Genomic DNA, 15,710 nt, shown 5'->3' on the forward strand with positions numbered 1-15,710 from the left:
TCCCTCCCCGGACCAGCGCCCCGGACCAGCGCCCCGGACCAGTGCCCCGGACCGGTGTCCCGGACCGGTGTCCCGGACCGGTGTCCCTGAACGCCACGGTCCGCTGGCCGGTACGCGCCCCGGCCCCGACACTGGAGCCGTGCGCCCTGCTAAAGCCACGGCCGCGGCCGTCTCCACCGTGCTAGGCGTCGGCGCGGCCCTGGTCGCGGTCGGCCGGTACGCCAGCGACACCGCCCTGAAGACGCCCCCCGGACGTCCACTGCCCACCGAGCCCGCACTCACCGTGCACGCCACGGACCACGACCGGGTCACCCTCACCCGCACCCTGGCCACCCTGCGCCCCGGCGTCTACGGGCTGAGCGGCGACGGCTGCCACGCGGTGGTCGGCCCCGTGCTCGACGACGTGCCCGGCCCCGCGGACACCGTGGTGCGCCGCCTGGAACGGGTCACCCACGGAACCCTGGAGGCCGGAGCGACGGCCTGGCTCACCCCACAGGTGCACGTCGGCAACCCGCGCACCGCGCTCGGCCTGGACCACGCCGACATCGACGTCCCCGGCGAACTCGGCGGGCTGCCCGCCTGGTTCGTCCCGGCCGCCCGCGACACCTGGGTCATCGCGGTCCACGGGCTCGGCACCACCCGCGAGCACCCGATGGTCGTCATGGACCTCCTGCACCGTCTGCGGTTCCCGGTGCTCGACCTCGCCTACCGCGGCGACCTCGGCGCCCCGCGCTCGCCGGACGGGCTCGGGCACCTCGGCGAGACCGAGTGGCGCGACCTGGACGCCGCCATCCGCTACGCCGTGCGCTACGGCGCCGAACGCGTCGTCCTGTACGGCTGGTCCACCGGCGCCGCGATGGCCCTGCACGCCGCCGCCGAGTCCGCGCTGCGCGACCGGATCAGCGGCCTCGTCCTGGACTCCCCGGTGCTCGACTGGGAGACGACCCTCAGCGCGCTCGCCCGCGCCCACGGCACCCCGGCCGCGGTGCTCCCGCTCGCCGTACGCGCGGCCCAGGGCCGCACCGGGCTGCGCGGCGACCGGCTCACCCACATCGCCGACCCCGCCGCGCTGAGGGTCCCGGTCCTCCTCTTCCACGGGCCGGACGACGCCCTGGCCCCCTGGGGCCCCTCCCGGACGCTGGCCGCCCGCCGCCCGGACCTGATCACCCTCCACCCCGTCCACGACGCCCCGCACGGCGCCTGCTGGAACGCCGCGCCCGCCCCGTACGAGGAAGCCCTCCGCCGCTTCCTCACCCCCTTGATGTAGACACCTGATGTCGACGCCCGCGGATGCGGACGCCCGCCGACGCAGGCGCTAGGCCCTGTCGTCAAACTCCCGTCTGCCCCGCGACGCCATGCACGCACTCTCGCCGCACCGGGCACAAGCCCAAGTACGTCCAGTACGAGGGCCTGCGCCCGGCACGCCGAGAGCACGCACCTCGGTGACATCAGCTGCTTCGCAGCGGGCGCGCGGCCGCCCTCCGGGCGACGACGGGAGTTTGACGACAGGACCTAGTCCGCCGCGGGGCGGGCAGCACGGGCCCGCGCCGGAACCCGGTACCGGGATTCCGTTTGGGCTTTCCCGCCATCAGCGGCAAGACTGCTCCCGTGACGTCCCGTACCCCGCGCGACTCCAGGCTCCGACTCGTCGGCCCCCGCATGCTCGCCACCGCCCCCGAGGCCGTGTCCGAGCGCCCGTCCCGACGGCCCGCGCCACGCCCGCCCGAGGGCACACCGGCGCCCGCGGTGCTCGCGGGCATGGCCCGCGCCGGGCTCGCCCCGGCCGTCGCGATCGCCCGCTGGGCCGACGCGGCGCGCCAGCACGGCAGCTCGGTGCGCCCACTCGACGGCGGCGCCCTGTCTGACACGGCCGCCGCGCAGGCCGCCGCCGACCTGGACCTGCCCCCCGCACAGGTGCGCACCGACTGGGACACCGCCCGGCTGGCGGGCCTGATCGAAGTGCACGGCAGCACCGCACGCCCCGGCTGGCGGCTGCGCGCCTGGGACCGCGACGACTCCGCCGTACTGCGCGGCTGGGTCGCGCTGTTCGACGCCTGGTCGCTGGTGCACCCCGCGCCCGCCGGACTCGACCCCGCCGCCGTCGCCGAAGCCGTCGAAGCCGTACCCCAGTTGCTCTCCTTCCTCCAGCTCTCCGCAGGCCCGGTGCCGGTGCCCCAGCTCCTGGACCTCCTTGAGCAGCGCGCCACCGAACTCCGTGAGGAGCGCTGCGAGATCCCCGACGGGCCGCGGCCCGACCCCGCGCCCCGCCCCCCGGCCCAGCTGCCCCCGCTCCTCGACTGGGCCCTGGGCGCGCTCGCCGCCGTCGGAGCGCTCACCCTGAGTCCGGGCCAGGCGACCCTCACCCCGCTCGGCAGCTGGGCCGCCTGGGTCAAACTCGAGCAGATCATCGTCGCCGCCCAGAGCCCCGCCGGGAACATCGAGCAGTCCGCCGACGCCATGCTCCGCGGCTGCGCCCGCCTGCGCCCCAACGCCGCCCGCGCCGAGTACCGCGCCTGGCTCGCCGCCCGCCCCGCCAGCACCGCCGTCGCCGAACTCCTGGACACCGCACGCGGCGACGACGCCCTGCTGCGCGGACTGGCCTTTGAAGCCCTGCGCGTCGTCGGCGCCCCCGCCGAGCCCGAGGTCCGGGCCGTGGCGCAGGAGGCGTCGCTGCGCCCCTACGCCCTGATGTGGCTCGCCGAGCACGAGGGCGCCGACCCCGAGGACGTCCACGCGGTCCTCACCCGCGACGAGGCCACCTGGCTCTGGGTCGACACCGCCGCGGCCGTGGCCGACCACGGCGAGTCGGCGCTGCTGGTACGGCACCTGGAGTCGGCGGTGCAGCCCACCGTGCCCGCGCTGCTGCAGGAGGTACGGGCCGTCGGCCACCCCCGCACCGTGCAGGTCCTGGTCGCCCTGGCCGCCGCGCACCCCGACCCGGCACTCGCCAAGGCCGTACGCCGGGCCGCGTTCCAGGTGCACACCGGCGGCGCCTGACCCCGTCAGAACCCCGGACGCCGACGCCGACGCCTGAGGAGCCCCGGCCCGCTCAGGCGTCGGCTAGGAACCCGGCAGCGGCGTGTACGTCCCGAAGCTCCACACATTGCCCTCGGCGTCTCGGGCCATATAGTCCCGCGAGCCGTAGTCCTGGTCCGTCGGGGGCATCAGGATCTCCACGCCGTGCTCCACGGCCTGCTTGTGGTGCGCGTCCACATCGTCCACATGGACGAAGACGCCCGTCGTGCCCGCGTCCGCCATCGCCTTGGCGAACACTCCCTCGCGCCCCTTCGAGCCCAGCATCACCACGCCGTTCCCATACGAGAGTTCGGCGTGCTCGACGAAGCCGTCCTCGCTCTCGTACACGGCGGTCTCGGTGAAGCCGAAGGCCTCGGTGAGCTGGCGGATCGCGGCCTTGGCGTCCTCGTACAGCAGCGTCGGGCTGATGGTCGGCGACTGTGCCATGACGATCACTCCTCCTCGGACTCAACGCCGGATCCGGCGCGGAATGTGACCTGCTCCACAGTCTGGCATCCGGGTCTGACAACGCCCGTCCGACGCCCGACGCCCGCCGGGAAAAGGGGTTGCGACCGCCCGGTAGAATCGGCCGTATGGCCATTCTCCTCGCGCATTAGACGGCGCTGACCACCCGCCCGTCGCTGTCCGTCGTCCTCACATCCCGCCCTGGAGTCTGTCCGTGATCACCGCAACCGGCATCGAGCTGCGCGCCGGCGCCCGCGTCCTTATCGACAACGCCTCCTTCCGCGTCGCCAAGGGCGACCGCATCGGACTCGTCGGCCGCAACGGCGCCGGCAAGACCACCCTCACCAAGTGCCTGGCCGGTGAGGGCGCCCCCGCCGGAGGCGCCATCAGCCGCGCCGGCGACGTCGGCTACCTGCCCCAGGACCCGCGCACCGGCGATCTCGACGTGCTCGCCCGCGACCGCGTCCTGTCCGCCCGCGGCCTCGACGACCTGCTGCGCAAGATGCGCGAGAACGAAGACCGGATGGCGAACGGCAAGGGCGCCACCCGCGAGAAGGCGATGAAGCGCTACGAGCGCCTGGAGACCGAGTTCCTCACCAAGGGCGGGTACGCGGCCGAGGCCGAGGCGGCCACCATCGCGGCCGCCCTGAAGCTCCCCGACCGGGTGCTCGGCCAGCCGCTGCACACCCTCTCCGGCGGTCAGCGCCGCCGTGTCGAGCTGGCCCGCATCCTGTTCTCGGACGCGGACATCATGCTGCTCGACGAGCCCACGAACCACCTCGACGCCGACTCGATCGTCTGGCTGCGCGACTACCTGAAGAACTTCCACGGCGGCTTCATCGTGATCTCCCACGACGTCGAACTGGTCGAGACGGTCGTCAACAAGGTCTTCTACCTGGACGCCAACCGCTCCGTCATCGACGTCTACAACATGGGCTGGAAGCTCTACCAGCAGCAGCGCGAGGCGGACGAGAAGCGCCGCAAGCGCGAGCGGCAGAACGCCGAGAAGAAGGCCTCGGCGCTGAACTCCCAGGCGGACAAGATGCGCGCCAAGGCCACCAAGACGGTCGCCGCGCAGAACATGGCCCGCCGCGCCGAGCGGCTGCTCGCCGGTCTTGAGGAAGTCCGGCAGGCCGACAAGGTCGCCAAGCTCCGCTTCCCCGAGCCCGCGCCCTGCGGCAAGACCCCGCTCACCGCCGAGGGCCTGTCCAAGTCGTACGGCTCGCTGGAGATCTTCACGGACGTCGACCTCGCCATCGACAAGGGCTCGCGGGTGGTCATCCTCGGCCTGAACGGCGCGGGCAAGACCACCCTGCTGCGGCTGCTCGGCGGCGTCGAGCAGCCCGACACCGGCACGGTGACGCCGGGTCACGGCCTCAAGCTCGGCTACTACGCGCAGGAGCACGAGACGCTCGACCCGGACCGCACGGTCCTGGAGAACATGCGCTCGGCCGCCCCCGACCTCGACCTCGTCGAGGTCCGTAAGACGCTCGGCTCCTTCCTGTTCTCCGGGGACGACGTCGACAAGCCCGCGGGAGTGCTCTCCGGCGGCGAGAAGACCCGGCTCGCGCTGGCGACCCTGGTCGTCTCCTCGGCCAACGTGCTGCTGCTCGACGAGCCCACCAACAACCTCGACCCGGCCAGCCGCGAGGAGATCCTCGGCGCGCTGCGCACGTACAAGGGCGCGGTCGTCCTCGTGACCCACGACGAGGGCGCGGTCGAGGCGCTGCAGCCGGAGCGGATCATCCTGCTGCCGGACGGCGTCGAGGACCTGTGGGGCGCCGACTACGCGGACCTCGTCGCCCTCGCGTGATCAACGCCGTATGGATCATTCGGCCTATGGGTGATCCATCATCTGAGTGAGCGCGCCTCGTACCGCGGTGTGTCGGACAGCGCGCACACCGGTGTACATCCCGCGTGCGGCCGACCGCCGCCGCCCCATCGCTGACCAGGTCGTTCGTCCACACACCCCGGTCAGCGGCGGCCGCCGACGCGAGCGGAGGCCGCCGCCGGCCGCGTACCGGGACGTCCGCTGGCGGCGAACCTTGTCACACGGACCTTGTCGAATGGGTGGCCAGGAAGCCCGAGAGGGGTGATCATGAGAAGTCCAGAGCGCACTTCCCATGAGGAGGCACGGGTGGCCGAGACTCTGAAGAAGGGCAGCCGGGTGACCGGCGCCGCGCGCGAAAAGCTCGCGGCAGACCTGAAGAAAAAGTACGACGCCGGTGCGAGCATCCGGGCGTTGGCCGAGGAAACCGGCCGCTCCTACGGATTCGTGCACCGGATGCTCACCGAATCCGGGATCCAGCTGCGCGGCCGCGGCGGTGCGACGCGGGGCAAGAAGGCCGCCTCGGCCTGACGGCGGGCGCACTGTCTCCGGTGGTGGCCACCCGGCCGGTCGGGTGATCGACCGGGTGGTTACTGTGCAGTCACTTAACTGTCGCTGCAGTCCCATCGGAGGCGCACCATGGCTTCGCTCGACCCCGGCCGCGTAGCGGTACCCGTACTCGACAAGGACGGCGTACGGCTCACCGTCGACGATGCGGTCGCCACGGTGACCCTGGCCAACCCCGCCAAGCGCAACGCCCAGAGTCCCGCTCTCTGGCGGGCGTTGACCGAGGCGGGCAGGTCGCTGCCGGGCAGCGTGCGCGTCGTGGTGCTGCGCGGCGAGGGCAAGTCGTTCTCCGCGGGGCTCGACCGACAGGCGTTCACGCCCGAGGGCTTCGACGGCGAGCCGTCCTTCGTCGACATGGCGCGCGGCAGCGACGCCGACCTGGACGCGGTCATCGCCGAGTACCAGGAGGCCTTCACCTGGTGGCGGCGCGGCGACCTGATCTCCATCGCCGCGGTGCAGGGGCACGCCATCGGCGCGGGCTTCCAGCTCGCGCTCGCCTGCGATCTGCGCGTGGTCGCCGACGACGCGCAGTTCGCGATGCGCGAGACCAGCCTCGGCCTGGTCCCCGACCTCACCGGTACGCACCCCCTGGTGAGCCTGGTCGGCTACGCCAGGGCCCTGGAGATCTGCGCCACCGGCCGCTTCGTGCACGCGGCCGAGGCGGAGCGCACCGGCCTGGCCAACCTCGTGGTGCCGGGCGCCGACCTGGACGCCTCGGTGCGCGACCTGACGGCCGCGCTGCTCGCCGCGCCTCGGGACGCGGTGATCGAGACGAAGACCCTGCTCCAGGGCGCGGCCGTGCGCTCCTACGAGGACCAGCGCGTCGCCGAGCGAGCGGCCCAGGCCCGCCGCCTGCGCGACCTGGCGGGCCTCGGCGACTGAGGGCCCCACCGGGGCAGGGCCGTCCTGGTCAGCGCGGGCGGTCGACCGCTGTGACCAGGACGGCCACCGTCGGGCGGTCGGCGAGCGCGTGCGCCACCGCCCGGCGCACCGCGAGGGCCACGTCAAGCGCCCGGTGATCCGCGTACACGGCCACCTCGACACGGACATGGCGTCCGGGCACCGACACCCCCAGCGCGGCACACGCGGAGATCCGCACCCCCCGCCCCGCCCCAGCGAGCCGGGACACCCCGGACACCGACGCGACCACAGCCCCCACCCGGACCTCATCACCCGCGCCTTCCGGGGTGGCGCAGGCCGCGGCGCGGGTTTGGCCGCCCGCGCCTTCCGGGGCGGCGGGTGTCCCAGCCGGGGTGGTCTCAAGCAGCCCTGTCACGCGCAGGTCCACCGACTCGGTCAGCAGTCCGAGCCGTGCGTTCGCCGCCTGGGCCAGTGCCGTACGCAGCCGGTCCGCCGCCACGGGCAGCGGCTCCGCCGCGGCGGCCGCGACCTCGGCCTCGATCCGCAGCGGTCCGGGAGCCAGCGCGCTCGGCGGCGGCGGAACGACGGGCTCCGGCGCGGCGGCGCCCGGATCGGCCAGGCCGATCCGGAGCGCGTACACCCGGACCCCGGCGACCCCCGACGCCGCGTCCCGCAGGACGCCCGCCGCCGCGCGCTCCGCGATCCAGGCGCCGTCCCGTTCGCCCCCGAGCGGCAGCAGCCGCCCGAGGCCGAGTTGGTCACGTACCGCCTGGGTCCACCGGTCAGCCGTCATTTCCCCAGCCTGCCGCATCCCCTGAGCGCCATGGGGCAAGCACACTTAGTGTGGGCGCAAGGAGCCGACCGTACCCGTACGGATGGGGATGAACGCGATGGGCGACACCGTGGAGCGCAGCACGCCGGACACCGGGGAGACGGAACTGCCAGGTCCCGGCACCGAACGCACAGAACGGACCGGGCCGACCAAGCGCGGCGGGGGCGACCCCGCGACTCGGGGCCGTACCACCATCGCCGACGGCGTGGTGGAGAAGATCGCCGGGCTCGCGGCACGCGACGTGGTCGGCGTACACGCGATGGGCAGCGGAATCTCCCGTACCTTCGGCGCCGTACGCGACCGCGTACCCGGCGGCACCAAATCCGTGTCGCGCGGGGTGAAGGCCGAGGTGGGCGAGGTGCAGACCGCGCTCGACCTGGAGATCGTCGTGGACTACGGCGTCTCGATCACCGATGTGGCACGGGCCGTACGGGAGAACGTCGTCGCCGCCGTGGAGCGCATGACGGGACTCGAGGTCGTCGAGGTCAACATCGCCGTCGGCGACGTCAAGCTGCCCGAAGAGGACGAGGACGAGCCGGAACCACGACTCCAGTGAGGAGCTCGGGATGAGCATGGCGGTGGTCGGCCTGCTGGCCGGCATGGGGCTCGGCTTCGCCGCGTACTTCGGCGGATTCGGCGCGTTTCTGCTGGTCGCGGCGCTTGGTGCGCTGGGCTTCCTGGTCGGCCGGTATGCGGACGGAGACCTGGAGGCGGGCGACCTGTTCCGCGGCCGCGGCGACGCCCGCGGCGACCGGCGGCGGTAGTGGCGGCTGCGCGGGTCGCACCGGGCGAGCGCGGGGCGACCCGTATCGCCGACCGGGTCGTCGCGAAGATCGCCGCGCGCGCGGCACGCGAGGCGCTGCGCCACGGCGTGCCCGACGGCGCCGACCCGCCGCACGCCACGGTCGTCGTCCAGCACGGCAGCGCACGGGTGCGGATCAGCCTGGAACTCGACTTTCCCAGCGATATCGGCGGCCAGTGCGGCGCGGTACGCCGTCAGGTCGCCGAGCGGGTGAAGACGCTGGCGGACATGGACGTGCCCGAGGTCGTGGTCCAGGTCGAGCGTCTGCACTCGGCGGCGACCCGTGCGGCGGCACAGGGAAGGACACGATGAACGCGACGGAGAAGGGACGGGACGGCGACGCGGGACGCGGCCAGTCCGCCTCCGCGGCGTCGCACCCGCCCGTACTCGACGGCGGTGACGGCGGCGACGGTGACCGCGACGGCGCCCCGCACGGCGGCGGCCGCTTCTGGTCCGCGCGCCGCGTCCCCGCGGCGCTGGTGGCGCTGCTGGCACTCGGCGCGGCCGGACTCCTGCTGTACGACCTCGCGGCGGTCCGCGCCGACCGCCCGGCCATGCGCTGGCGGCGCACCCTGGCCACGGAACTCGCCGAGCGGCCGCTTGACGACCCCTGGGTGCTGGCCGGTGCGGGCGCCGCGGTCGCCGTGGGCGCGTGGCTGCTCGTGCTCGCGGCCACGCCCGGACAGCGCTCCCTGCTGACGTTGCGCGAACCCGACGACCCCGGCGTACGGGCCTGGCTGGACCGGGACGCCGCCGCGCTGGTGCTGCGCGACCGGGCCATGGAGGTGTCCGGGGTGCGGTCGGTGCGGGTGCGGGTCACCCGCACCAGGGTCGACGTGCGCGCCGTGTCCCACTTCCGGCCGCTCGACGAGGTACGCGCCGACCTGGACGCCACCCTCAGCGAGGGCGTCCACGGGCTCGGCCTGGTACGCCGCCCGGCGCTCTCGGTGCGGGTGTCCCGGCTGCCCCGGAAGAAGGGCTGAACGATGCTGCGGACCGTCAACCGCGTCCTGCTCGGTCTGGTGGGCCTGGCGCTGCTGGTGCTGGGCGGCTCCGTGCTCGCCGCCGGACTCGGGGCGCCGGTCCCGTCCTGGTGGCTGTACGACGGGCGCGGCGACGTGCTGCTGAGCGACGCGGACCGCGCGCGGTGGCGGGACGACGGCTGGTGGTGGCCCGTGGTCTTCCTGGTGCTCGCGGTGCTGGTGCTGCTCATGCTGTGGTGGCTGCTGGCTCAGGCCCGCCGTGCCCGGCTCGCCGATGTGGTGGTCGACAGCGGTGACGGGCAGGTCGCGCTGCTGCGCGGGCGGGCGCTGGAACGGGTGATGACGGACGAGGCCGAGGCGCTGGACGGCGTACAGCGGGCACAGGTCACGCTCACCGGTACGCGCCGCGCGCCCGAGGCTCGGGTTCACCTCCTGCTGGAGGCGCACGCGGAACCCGCGGACGCGCTGCGTCGGCTGTCCGCCGACGCGGTGGGGCGGGCCCGCGATTCGGCGGGCCTCGCCCGGCTTCCGGCCGAGGTCCGTATGCGCGCGGCCAGCCACCGCGCGCGGCGCGTGACCTGATCCGCGGACAGACCGTAGAACCGGGCAGACCGTAGAACCGGGCAGACCGTAGAACCGGACAGGCCCTAGAAGCCGTGCCGTGCGCCGCCGTCCACCGGGAGCATCACACCGGTCAGATACGAGGCCGCGGGCGAGAGGACGAACGCCGCCGCGCGCCCGAACTCCTCCGGCGTGCCGTACCGCCGCAGCGGCACCCGCGCCTCGTTGGCCGCGCGGGTGGCCTCCGGGTCGGGGGACAGGCCGTCGAGCTGCCGCATCCGGTCGGTGCTGATCCGGCCGGGGAGCAGCCCCACCACGCGGATGCCGCGCGGCCCGAGCTCGACCGAGAGAGACTTGGCGAAGCCCGCGAGTCCGGGGCGCAGACCGTTCGAGATGGTCAGGCCCGTGATCGGCTCGTGCACCGAGCCGGAGAGCACGAAACCGATGACCCCGCCGTCGCCCAGCTCCGCCGCGGCCGCGCGGGCCAGGCGTACGGCGCCGAGGAACACCGAGTCGAAGGCCGCCTGCCACTGTGCGTCGGTGTTGTCGGCGGCGAAGCCGGGGGCCGGGCCGCCGACGCTGATCAGTACGCCGTCGACGCGGCCGTAGCGCTCACGCGCGGCCCCGATCAGGCGGTCGGCGGTGTCCGGGTCGGCGTTGTCCGCGGCGACGCCCAGTGCGTTCGGGCCGAGCGCGTCGGCGGCCTCGGCGACCGTCGTCGCGTCCCGGCCGCTGACCACGACCCGCGCGCCGTCCGCGACCAGTTCGCGGGCCGCCGCGTGCCCGAGGCCACGGGTGGCGCCGGTGACGACGTAGACACGGTCCTTCAGTCCAAGATCCATGGCCCCCATCCTGCCGTGTCACACGGTCCGGAGGCGAGAGAGCCGCGGGGCTGAGAGCCGCAGGGCTGAGAGCCGCGGGGCTACGGCTGCGCGGCGGCGGAATTCGGCTGCTCCGCCTCTTCGGCGTCGCCTTCCGACCGCTGCCCGCGTTCCTTCAGCTCGCGGCGTACCAGGATCACCCAGCCGACCGGGACCGCGGCGGCGAACAGCCACCACTGGACGGCGTAGGCCATGTGCGGGCCGATGGAGCCCTTGTCCGGGGCGCCTACCGGCTCGGGGCCGCCGTCATCGGGGCGGGGGGCGATCAGCTCCACGTAGCCGCCGAGCACCCGCTGGCCGAGGGCCTCGGCCTGCTGCTCGCTGCTGATCAGCATGGTCTGCCGGGGCGGCAGCCCCTTGAGGTCCCGGATACCGCTGGCGTCCGTGGTCTGGTCGGCCATCAGGCGGCCGGTGACGGTGACCTCGCCCGCCGGGGGAGCCGGTACCTCGGGGAAGTCGCGCAGGCTGGCGCCCCGTGGCACCCAGCCGCGGTTGACGAGCAGCACGGTGCCGCTGTCGAGTACCAGCGGCGTCAGGACGTGAAAGCCGACCCGGTCGTCGGCGTTGGTGCGGTTGCGGACGACGACCTCGCGCGCGGTGTCGAACGTCCCGGTCGCGGTCACCCGGCGCCAGTAGTCGGAGCGGGGCACCGTGTGTCCCGTCGAGGTGAGCTCGGTGACGGGCACCGGCGCCGCGTCGAGGTTCTTGGCGATCAGGGCGTTCTGCGCGACGCGGTGCTGGTGGCGGTGCAGCTGCCAGAAGCCCAGTTCGACCATCACAGGGATGAGGACGAGGGCGAGGAGGGTGAGAAGCACCCACTGCCGGGACAACAGGAAGCGGTACACGCCTCGACGTTACCCGCAGGCGACCGCCCCCCGGCGGGAGGGGTCCCGTCAGGGGGCGGATTCCGCACCGGCGGGGACTGCGCGAGGACCGTGCGGGGTGGGCGGGCTCACACCTTGTCGACGATCCCCACCCGCCCCTCCGCGCGTGCGCAGTGCGCCCCGCAGTACCAGTGCCCCTCGACCTCGACGCCCTGCCCGATCACTTGTACCCGGCAGTGCTCGCACAGGGGCGCCATGCGGTGGATGGCGCAGGCGAAGCAGTCGAAGACGTGCACCGCGCCCTGCGCGTGCACCTCGAAGGACATGCCGTAGTCGTTTCCGCAGACTTCACAACGTGCCATGCGCCACAGGGTGGGACGCGGGCGCGCCCGCGTGCGTGCGGCATGCGGGGCGGGGTCCGGCTAATCACCCGTTTGGCGATGTGCTTTCGGTCGCGCCCCGAGCCGCTCCTTCGGCGGGGGCCACGTCCCGCAGCAGCTGCCCGAACGCGGCCTCGTCGACGACCGGGGTGCCGTACGCCCTGGCCTTGACGACCTTGGAGGTGCCCGCGTCCGGGTCGTTGGTCACCAGCAGGCTGGTGAGCCGCGACACACTGGTGGCGATATGCAGCCCGGCGTCGAACGCGCGATCCTCCAGGAGCTCGCGGTCCACCGAGGTGTCCCCGGAGAACGCCACCCGCATGCCCTGCTTGAGCGGCTTCCCCTCCTCGTACCGTCCGGGGTTGGGGTACGGGCACGGCGGCCGCTTGCGCGAAGGACGCCAACCGCCCTGGCCGTACGACGCGTGCGTGGCCTGGTGGCCGATGCGCGGCGTGGCGGGGCTCTGGCTCCACTCGGTGAGCGGTCGGCACTCCAGGAGCGGCAGCCGCACCCCGGTGCTCGCCGCCGCGTGCAGGCTGGGGCGGAACGCCTCGGCGAGCACGCGCGCGTCGTCCAGCGCGTGGTGCGCGTGCTGTTGCTCGACGCCGAAGTGCGCGGCGAGCGAGGACAGTTTGTGGTTGGGCAGCGGCAGACCCAGTTCCTTGGACAGCGCGATGGTGCACAGCCGCTGCCGCACGGGCGCGGTGCGCTCGGCGCGTGCGTACTCGCGGGCGATCATCGACCAGTCGAAGACCGCGTTGTGCGCGACGAGCACCCGGTCGGCCAGCCGCTCGGAGAACTCCTGGGCGATCTCGGCGAACAGCGGCGCGTCCTTGAGCGCGGCGCTCGTCAGCCCGTGAATCCACACGGGTCCCGGATCGCGCTGCGGGTTGACCAGGGTGTACCAGTGGTCCTCGACGTCGCCGCGCGCGTCCAGCCGGTACACGGCGGCGGACACTATCCGGTCGTCGCGGGCGAGACCGGTGGTCTCCACGTCGACGACCGCGTATCCCTTCGGATACGCGGTCGGCCACGGGGCTGCGGTCGTGTGGTCTTCGAGCATGGTCCCTGAGGATACGACCCGTCACTGACAGCGCGGACCAGGACCGGTGGGGCCGGGTTGACGGGGCGGATGTTAGGGCCGGGTGCCGGGGCGTGTGCCGGAGCCGCCCGCCGGGGCCGGCGCGCCGGACTGTCCCGGTGGTCCGAACAGCCCGTCCACCAGGGCGCGAACCGAGACGGTGAAGAGCTGCTCCGGGTCGGGCGGTCCGGCGAGCGCGCGCGCGAGTGCCGGGTCCTGCTCGGCGCTGGCGGCACTCCACAGCTCCTCGTCGCTGGGGCGCTGCACGGGAGCGCGCTCGCGGTTGCGCTCCACCAGGACGAACCCGACGACCTGGAACTGCACCGCGCGTACCACGTCAGCGGCCCGCGCGCCGCGCAGTCCCGCCGCGTGCACCTCGTGCACCAGGGTCTGCGCGGCGGGCTGGAACATCCGCTCGGTCAGCCCGCGTTCGTGGACCATCGCGACCAGGTGCGGGTGGTCGCGCAGCTGGCGGCGCAGGGCGCGGGCCACCGACACGACGCGCTGGGCGGGGGTGCGGCCGCTCGGACGGATCTCGCCGAGGTCCTGGACGGTGCGGGCGACCAGCGCGTCGAGGAGCGACTCGCGGTTGCCGACGTGCCAGTAGATCGAGGTGACCGCGGTGCCCAGCTCGGCGGCGAGCTTGCGCATGGTCAGGGCGGCCGGGCCGTGCTGCTTGACCAGGTCCGCGGCGGCATCGAGCACCTCGTCGCGGGTCAACGACGCGCGCGTCGCCCTCGCTGGCCCCGGCGGCTTCGTCGGTCCGGTCGTCGGCTCTCTCGTCGGTCCGGTCATCGGTCCGGTCATCGGTCCCCTCATTCCGTTTCACGCACGGCTCTTTACCCCTCACCCAGAAGCCTGTAACAGTGTTACAGGCTCCCTGGTACGGCACGTCTCCGCACGACCTGCGAAGGGTGGTTCGACATGGCACGGGTACGGTACGGCGCGCGCACCGAGGCCGAGATCACCGCGGCGCGCACCGCGAACTCCAGACTCCCCGACATCTGGTCCACCGGCGTCGTCGCCGTCTGGGAGACCGACCCGGACACCGTGGCCGCAGTGCTGCCGCCGCCGCTGAAACCCACCGGACAGCCCCTGGTGCGGGCCAACATCAGCGACGTCGACCTGCCTGGCTACCCCCTGGGCGCCGGATCGGTCGCGGTCGCCGCCGCGCACGACGGCGTCGAGGGCTGGTACCCCCTGGTCATGCCGATGACCCACGAGCGCGCTCTGATCGGCGGCCGAGAGGTGTTCGGCGAGCCGAAGAAGCTCGGCGAGGTCACCGTCGAACGCGAAGGACCGGTGGTGCGCGCCGCACTAGCCCGGCACCAGATCGCCTTCGTCGAGGTGCGTGGCACGGTCAGCGGCGAGCTGCCGCTGCCCGAGCCCGTCCAGAAGACTGACTTCTACTTCAAGTTCCTGCCCGCCGTCGACGGTTCGGGCTTCGACGCGGACCCGGTCCTGGTGCACTGCGTACGCGACGAGAGGGTGCGCAGGCTGGAGCGGATCACCGGCGAGGTGGTCCTGCGCGAGTCGGTCTACGACCCGGTCGCCGACCTGCGGGTGCGGCGCCTGGTGGAGATCACCATCGGCGAGAAGACCACCGGCCAGAGGGGCCGGGTCGCCGAACGCGTCAGCGCCCTGGCCCTGCTCCCGTACATCCACCAGCGCTACGACGACCCGCGGCAGATACTCGACGGGCCGCCGGAAGGCGGTCTCTGATGCGGCTCGGCGCGGGACAGGTCGCCGTCGTCACCGGAGCGGCCAGCGGCATCGGCCTCGCCATGGCGCGCAGGTTCGCCGCCGACGGGCTGAAGGTCGTCCTCGCGGACGTCGAGGAGGGTGCCCTGGAGAAGGCGACCGCGGCGCTTCGTGCGGACGGCGCCGACGTGCACGCGCGCGTGGTGGACGTCGCGGACCGGGCGTCCGTCCAGGCCCTGGCGGACACGGCGTACGAGACGTACGGCGCCGTGCACGTGCTGTGCAACAACGCGGGCGTCGGCTCCGGTGCCGAGGGCCGGATGTGGGAACACGAGCCGAACGACTGGAAGTGGGCCTTCGCGGTCAACGTGTGGGGCGTCTTCCACGGCATCCAGGCCTTCCTGCCGCGCATGATCGCGGCGGGCGGACCCGGCCACGTCGTCAACACCTCGTCGGGGGACGGCGGGATCGCTCCGCTGCCCACCGCGTCGGTGTACGCGGTCACCAAGGCGGCCGTGGTGACCATGACCGAGTCGCTGTACGCCCACCTCAGGGCCGAGGGCGCCGCCGTCGGAGCCTCGGTGCTCTTCCCCGGCCCGCACATGCTGCGCACCGGCCTGTGGGAGTCGCACCGCAACCGGCCGGCGCGCTACGCCAAGGAGCGCCCCCGCAAGACGCCTTACCGCAGCCTCGCCCAGTGGGAGGCGGCGATGCGCGAGGCGGGGCAGGAGGTGCGGTTCACGCCGGTCGACGAGGTCGCCGACTTCGTCGCCGAGGGGATCAGGGCCGACCGCTTCTGGCTGCTGCCCGAGAGCGAGCACAGCGACCGGCAGATCAGGGCCAGGTCGCGGTCGATGCTCGACCGCGCCGACCCGGCGTACCTCGAGAACTTCATCCTCGACTGAGGACAAGAGATAGAGGACAAGAGA

At 73.6% G+C, this 15,710-nt stretch carries 19 protein-coding genes; 12 read left to right on the forward strand and 7 right to left on the reverse strand.

The genetic code is table 11. The annotated features are described in order from the left end of the window. Window positions 1-139: 139 nt before the first annotated feature. Both ACX6XY_RS14225 and ACX6XY_RS14230 read left to right on the forward strand, forming a co-directional pair. Complete coding sequence (locus ACX6XY_RS14225) at window positions 140-1,267, forward strand: alpha/beta hydrolase (protein WP_460330035.1); 1,128 nt, start codon at window positions 140-142, stop codon at window positions 1,265-1,267. A gap of 341 nt (window positions 1,268-1,608) precedes the next feature. Next, window positions 1,609-2,997: a hypothetical protein gene (locus ACX6XY_RS14230; protein ID WP_460330037.1), complete on the forward strand. Its 1,389-nt coding sequence runs from the start codon at window positions 1,609-1,611 to the stop codon at window positions 2,995-2,997. 63 nt (window positions 2,998-3,060) lie between these two features. Here ACX6XY_RS14230 and ACX6XY_RS14235 read toward each other — a convergent pair whose 3' ends face one another. Then, a complete protein-coding gene (locus ACX6XY_RS14235) occupies window positions 3,061-3,462 on the reverse strand; it encodes a VOC family protein (RefSeq protein ID WP_460330039.1) in 402 nt (133 codons plus the stop codon). A gap of 232 nt (window positions 3,463-3,694) precedes the next feature. Between ACX6XY_RS14235 and ACX6XY_RS14240 the strand changes: the two genes are divergently transcribed. The 3 genes from ACX6XY_RS14240 to ACX6XY_RS14250 all read left to right on the forward strand — a co-directional run bounded on the left by ACX6XY_RS14240 (window position 3,695) and on the right by ACX6XY_RS14250 (window position 6,757). Beyond that, entirely contained in the window at window positions 3,695-5,293 is a 1,599-nt protein-coding gene (locus ACX6XY_RS14240) for an ABC-F family ATP-binding cassette domain-containing protein (RefSeq protein ID WP_460330041.1), read from the forward strand. 324 nt (window positions 5,294-5,617) lie between these two features. Beyond that, complete coding sequence (locus ACX6XY_RS14245) at window positions 5,618-5,839, forward strand: helix-turn-helix domain-containing protein (protein ID WP_460330043.1); 222 nt, start codon at window positions 5,618-5,620, stop codon at window positions 5,837-5,839. 108 nt (window positions 5,840-5,947) lie between these two features. Next, window positions 5,948-6,757, forward strand: a complete 810-nt coding sequence (locus ACX6XY_RS14250; protein ID WP_460330045.1) for an enoyl-CoA hydratase/isomerase family protein — start codon at window positions 5,948-5,950, stop codon at window positions 6,755-6,757. Between the two features lie 28 nt (window positions 6,758-6,785). Here the strand turns inward: ACX6XY_RS14250 and ACX6XY_RS14255 are convergent, their stop codons facing one another. Further along, window positions 6,786-7,529 (reverse strand): nucleopolyhedrovirus P10 family protein, encoded by a 744-nt coding sequence (locus tag ACX6XY_RS14255; protein ID WP_460330047.1) that lies wholly within the window; start codon window positions 7,527-7,529, stop codon window positions 6,786-6,788. Between the two features lie 97 nt (window positions 7,530-7,626). Between ACX6XY_RS14255 and ACX6XY_RS14260 the strand changes: the two genes are divergently transcribed. From ACX6XY_RS14260 to amaP, 5 genes are read left to right on the forward strand one after another with little or no spacing between them, the layout of a single operon-like run. Then, complete coding sequence (locus ACX6XY_RS14260; RefSeq protein WP_460330049.1) at window positions 7,627-8,124, forward strand: Asp23/Gls24 family envelope stress response protein; 498 nt, start codon at window positions 7,627-7,629, stop codon at window positions 8,122-8,124. 10 nt (window positions 8,125-8,134) lie between these two features. Then, window positions 8,135-8,332 carry a hypothetical protein gene (locus ACX6XY_RS14265; protein ID WP_460330051.1) on the forward strand — a complete coding sequence of 66 codons (198 nt, stop codon included), beginning with the start codon at window positions 8,135-8,137 and terminating at the stop codon, window positions 8,330-8,332. After that, the gene (locus ACX6XY_RS14270; protein ID WP_460330053.1) at window positions 8,332-8,682 is read left to right on the forward strand and encodes a hypothetical protein; all 351 of its coding nucleotides are present in this window, start codon (window positions 8,332-8,334) and stop codon (window positions 8,680-8,682) included. Before ACX6XY_RS14265 ends, ACX6XY_RS14270 begins: the two co-directional genes overlap by 1 nt. Then, window positions 8,679-9,353, forward strand: a complete 675-nt coding sequence (locus tag ACX6XY_RS14275; RefSeq protein ID WP_460330055.1) for a DUF6286 domain-containing protein — start codon at window positions 8,679-8,681, stop codon at window positions 9,351-9,353. The genes ACX6XY_RS14270 and ACX6XY_RS14275 overlap by 4 nt, the downstream gene beginning before the upstream one ends. Window positions 9,354-9,356: 3 nt before the next feature. Beyond that, window positions 9,357-9,935, forward strand: a complete 579-nt coding sequence (gene amaP / locus ACX6XY_RS14280; RefSeq protein ID WP_460330057.1) for an alkaline shock response membrane anchor protein AmaP — start codon at window positions 9,357-9,359, stop codon at window positions 9,933-9,935. 65 nt (window positions 9,936-10,000) lie between these two features. Here amaP and ACX6XY_RS14285 read toward each other — a convergent pair whose 3' ends face one another. From ACX6XY_RS14285 to ACX6XY_RS14305, 5 genes are all read right to left on the reverse strand, one after another. Further along, complete coding sequence (locus ACX6XY_RS14285; protein WP_460330059.1) at window positions 10,001-10,756, reverse strand: SDR family oxidoreductase; 756 nt, start codon at window positions 10,754-10,756, stop codon at window positions 10,001-10,003. Between the two features lie 80 nt (window positions 10,757-10,836). Further along, a complete protein-coding gene (locus ACX6XY_RS14290) occupies window positions 10,837-11,640 on the reverse strand; it encodes an SURF1 family cytochrome oxidase biogenesis protein (RefSeq protein WP_460330061.1) in 804 nt (267 codons plus the stop codon). A 107-nt stretch (window positions 11,641-11,747) separates the two neighbouring features. Further along, window positions 11,748-11,981, reverse strand: coding sequence for a hypothetical protein (locus ACX6XY_RS14295; RefSeq protein ID WP_411058674.1), 234 nt, complete (start codon window positions 11,979-11,981; stop codon window positions 11,748-11,750). 64 nt (window positions 11,982-12,045) lie between these two features. Next, window positions 12,046-13,062 carry a DEDDh family exonuclease gene (locus ACX6XY_RS14300; RefSeq protein WP_460330064.1) on the reverse strand — a complete coding sequence of 339 codons (1,017 nt, stop codon included), beginning with the start codon at window positions 13,060-13,062 and terminating at the stop codon, window positions 12,046-12,048. 72 nt (window positions 13,063-13,134) lie between these two features. After that, window positions 13,135-13,887, reverse strand: coding sequence for a TetR/AcrR family transcriptional regulator (locus ACX6XY_RS14305; RefSeq protein WP_460330066.1), 753 nt, complete (start codon window positions 13,885-13,887; stop codon window positions 13,135-13,137). Between the two features lie 117 nt (window positions 13,888-14,004). On the opposite strand from ACX6XY_RS14305, the gene ACX6XY_RS14310 reads away from it, so the two are divergent. Further along, window positions 14,005-14,802 (forward strand): acetoacetate decarboxylase family protein, encoded by a 798-nt coding sequence (locus tag ACX6XY_RS14310; protein ID WP_460330068.1) that lies wholly within the window; start codon window positions 14,005-14,007, stop codon window positions 14,800-14,802. Beyond that, window positions 14,802-15,686: an SDR family NAD(P)-dependent oxidoreductase gene (locus tag ACX6XY_RS14315; RefSeq protein WP_460330070.1), complete on the forward strand. Its 885-nt coding sequence runs from the start codon at window positions 14,802-14,804 to the stop codon at window positions 15,684-15,686. The genes ACX6XY_RS14310 and ACX6XY_RS14315 overlap by 1 nt, the downstream gene beginning before the upstream one ends. Window positions 15,687-15,710: the final 24 nt, after the last annotated feature.

This window comes from Streptomyces sp. O3 (assembly GCF_054788135.1).

Excerpts from the sequence above, each read along its gene's own strand:
- ACX6XY_RS14265 (WP_460330051.1), top strand. The coding sequence starts at position 8,135 with ATGAGCATGGCGGTGGTCGGCCTGCTGGCCGGCATGGGGCTCGGCTTC.
- amaP (WP_460330057.1), top strand. The coding sequence starts at position 9,357 with ATGCTGCGGACCGTCAACCGCGTCCTGCTCGGTCTGGTGGGCCTGGCG.
- ACX6XY_RS14295 (WP_411058674.1), bottom strand. The coding sequence starts at position 11,981 with ATGGCACGTTGTGAAGTCTGCGGAAACGACTACGGCATGTCCTTCGAG.
- ACX6XY_RS14285 (WP_460330059.1), bottom strand. The coding sequence starts at position 10,756 with ATGGATCTTGGACTGAAGGACCGTGTCTACGTCGTCACCGGCGCCACC.
- ACX6XY_RS14260 (WP_460330049.1), top strand. The coding sequence starts at position 7,627 with ATGGGCGACACCGTGGAGCGCAGCACGCCGGACACCGGGGAGACGGAA.
- ACX6XY_RS14250 (WP_460330045.1), top strand. The coding sequence starts at position 5,948 with ATGGCTTCGCTCGACCCCGGCCGCGTAGCGGTACCCGTACTCGACAAG.
- ACX6XY_RS14235 (WP_460330039.1), bottom strand. The coding sequence starts at position 3,462 with ATGGCACAGTCGCCGACCATCAGCCCGACGCTGCTGTACGAGGACGCC.
- ACX6XY_RS14305 (WP_460330066.1), bottom strand. The coding sequence starts at position 13,887 with ATGACCGGACCGATGACCGGACCGACGAGAGAGCCGACGACCGGACCG.
- ACX6XY_RS14275 (WP_460330055.1), top strand. The coding sequence starts at position 8,679 with ATGAACGCGACGGAGAAGGGACGGGACGGCGACGCGGGACGCGGCCAG.
- ACX6XY_RS14255 (WP_460330047.1), bottom strand. The coding sequence starts at position 7,529 with ATGACGGCTGACCGGTGGACCCAGGCGGTACGTGACCAACTCGGCCTC.
- ACX6XY_RS14310 (WP_460330068.1), top strand. The coding sequence starts at position 14,005 with ATGGCACGGGTACGGTACGGCGCGCGCACCGAGGCCGAGATCACCGCG.
- ACX6XY_RS14315 (WP_460330070.1), top strand. The coding sequence starts at position 14,802 with ATGCGGCTCGGCGCGGGACAGGTCGCCGTCGTCACCGGAGCGGCCAGC.
- ACX6XY_RS14300 (WP_460330064.1), bottom strand. The coding sequence starts at position 13,062 with ATGCTCGAAGACCACACGACCGCAGCCCCGTGGCCGACCGCGTATCCG.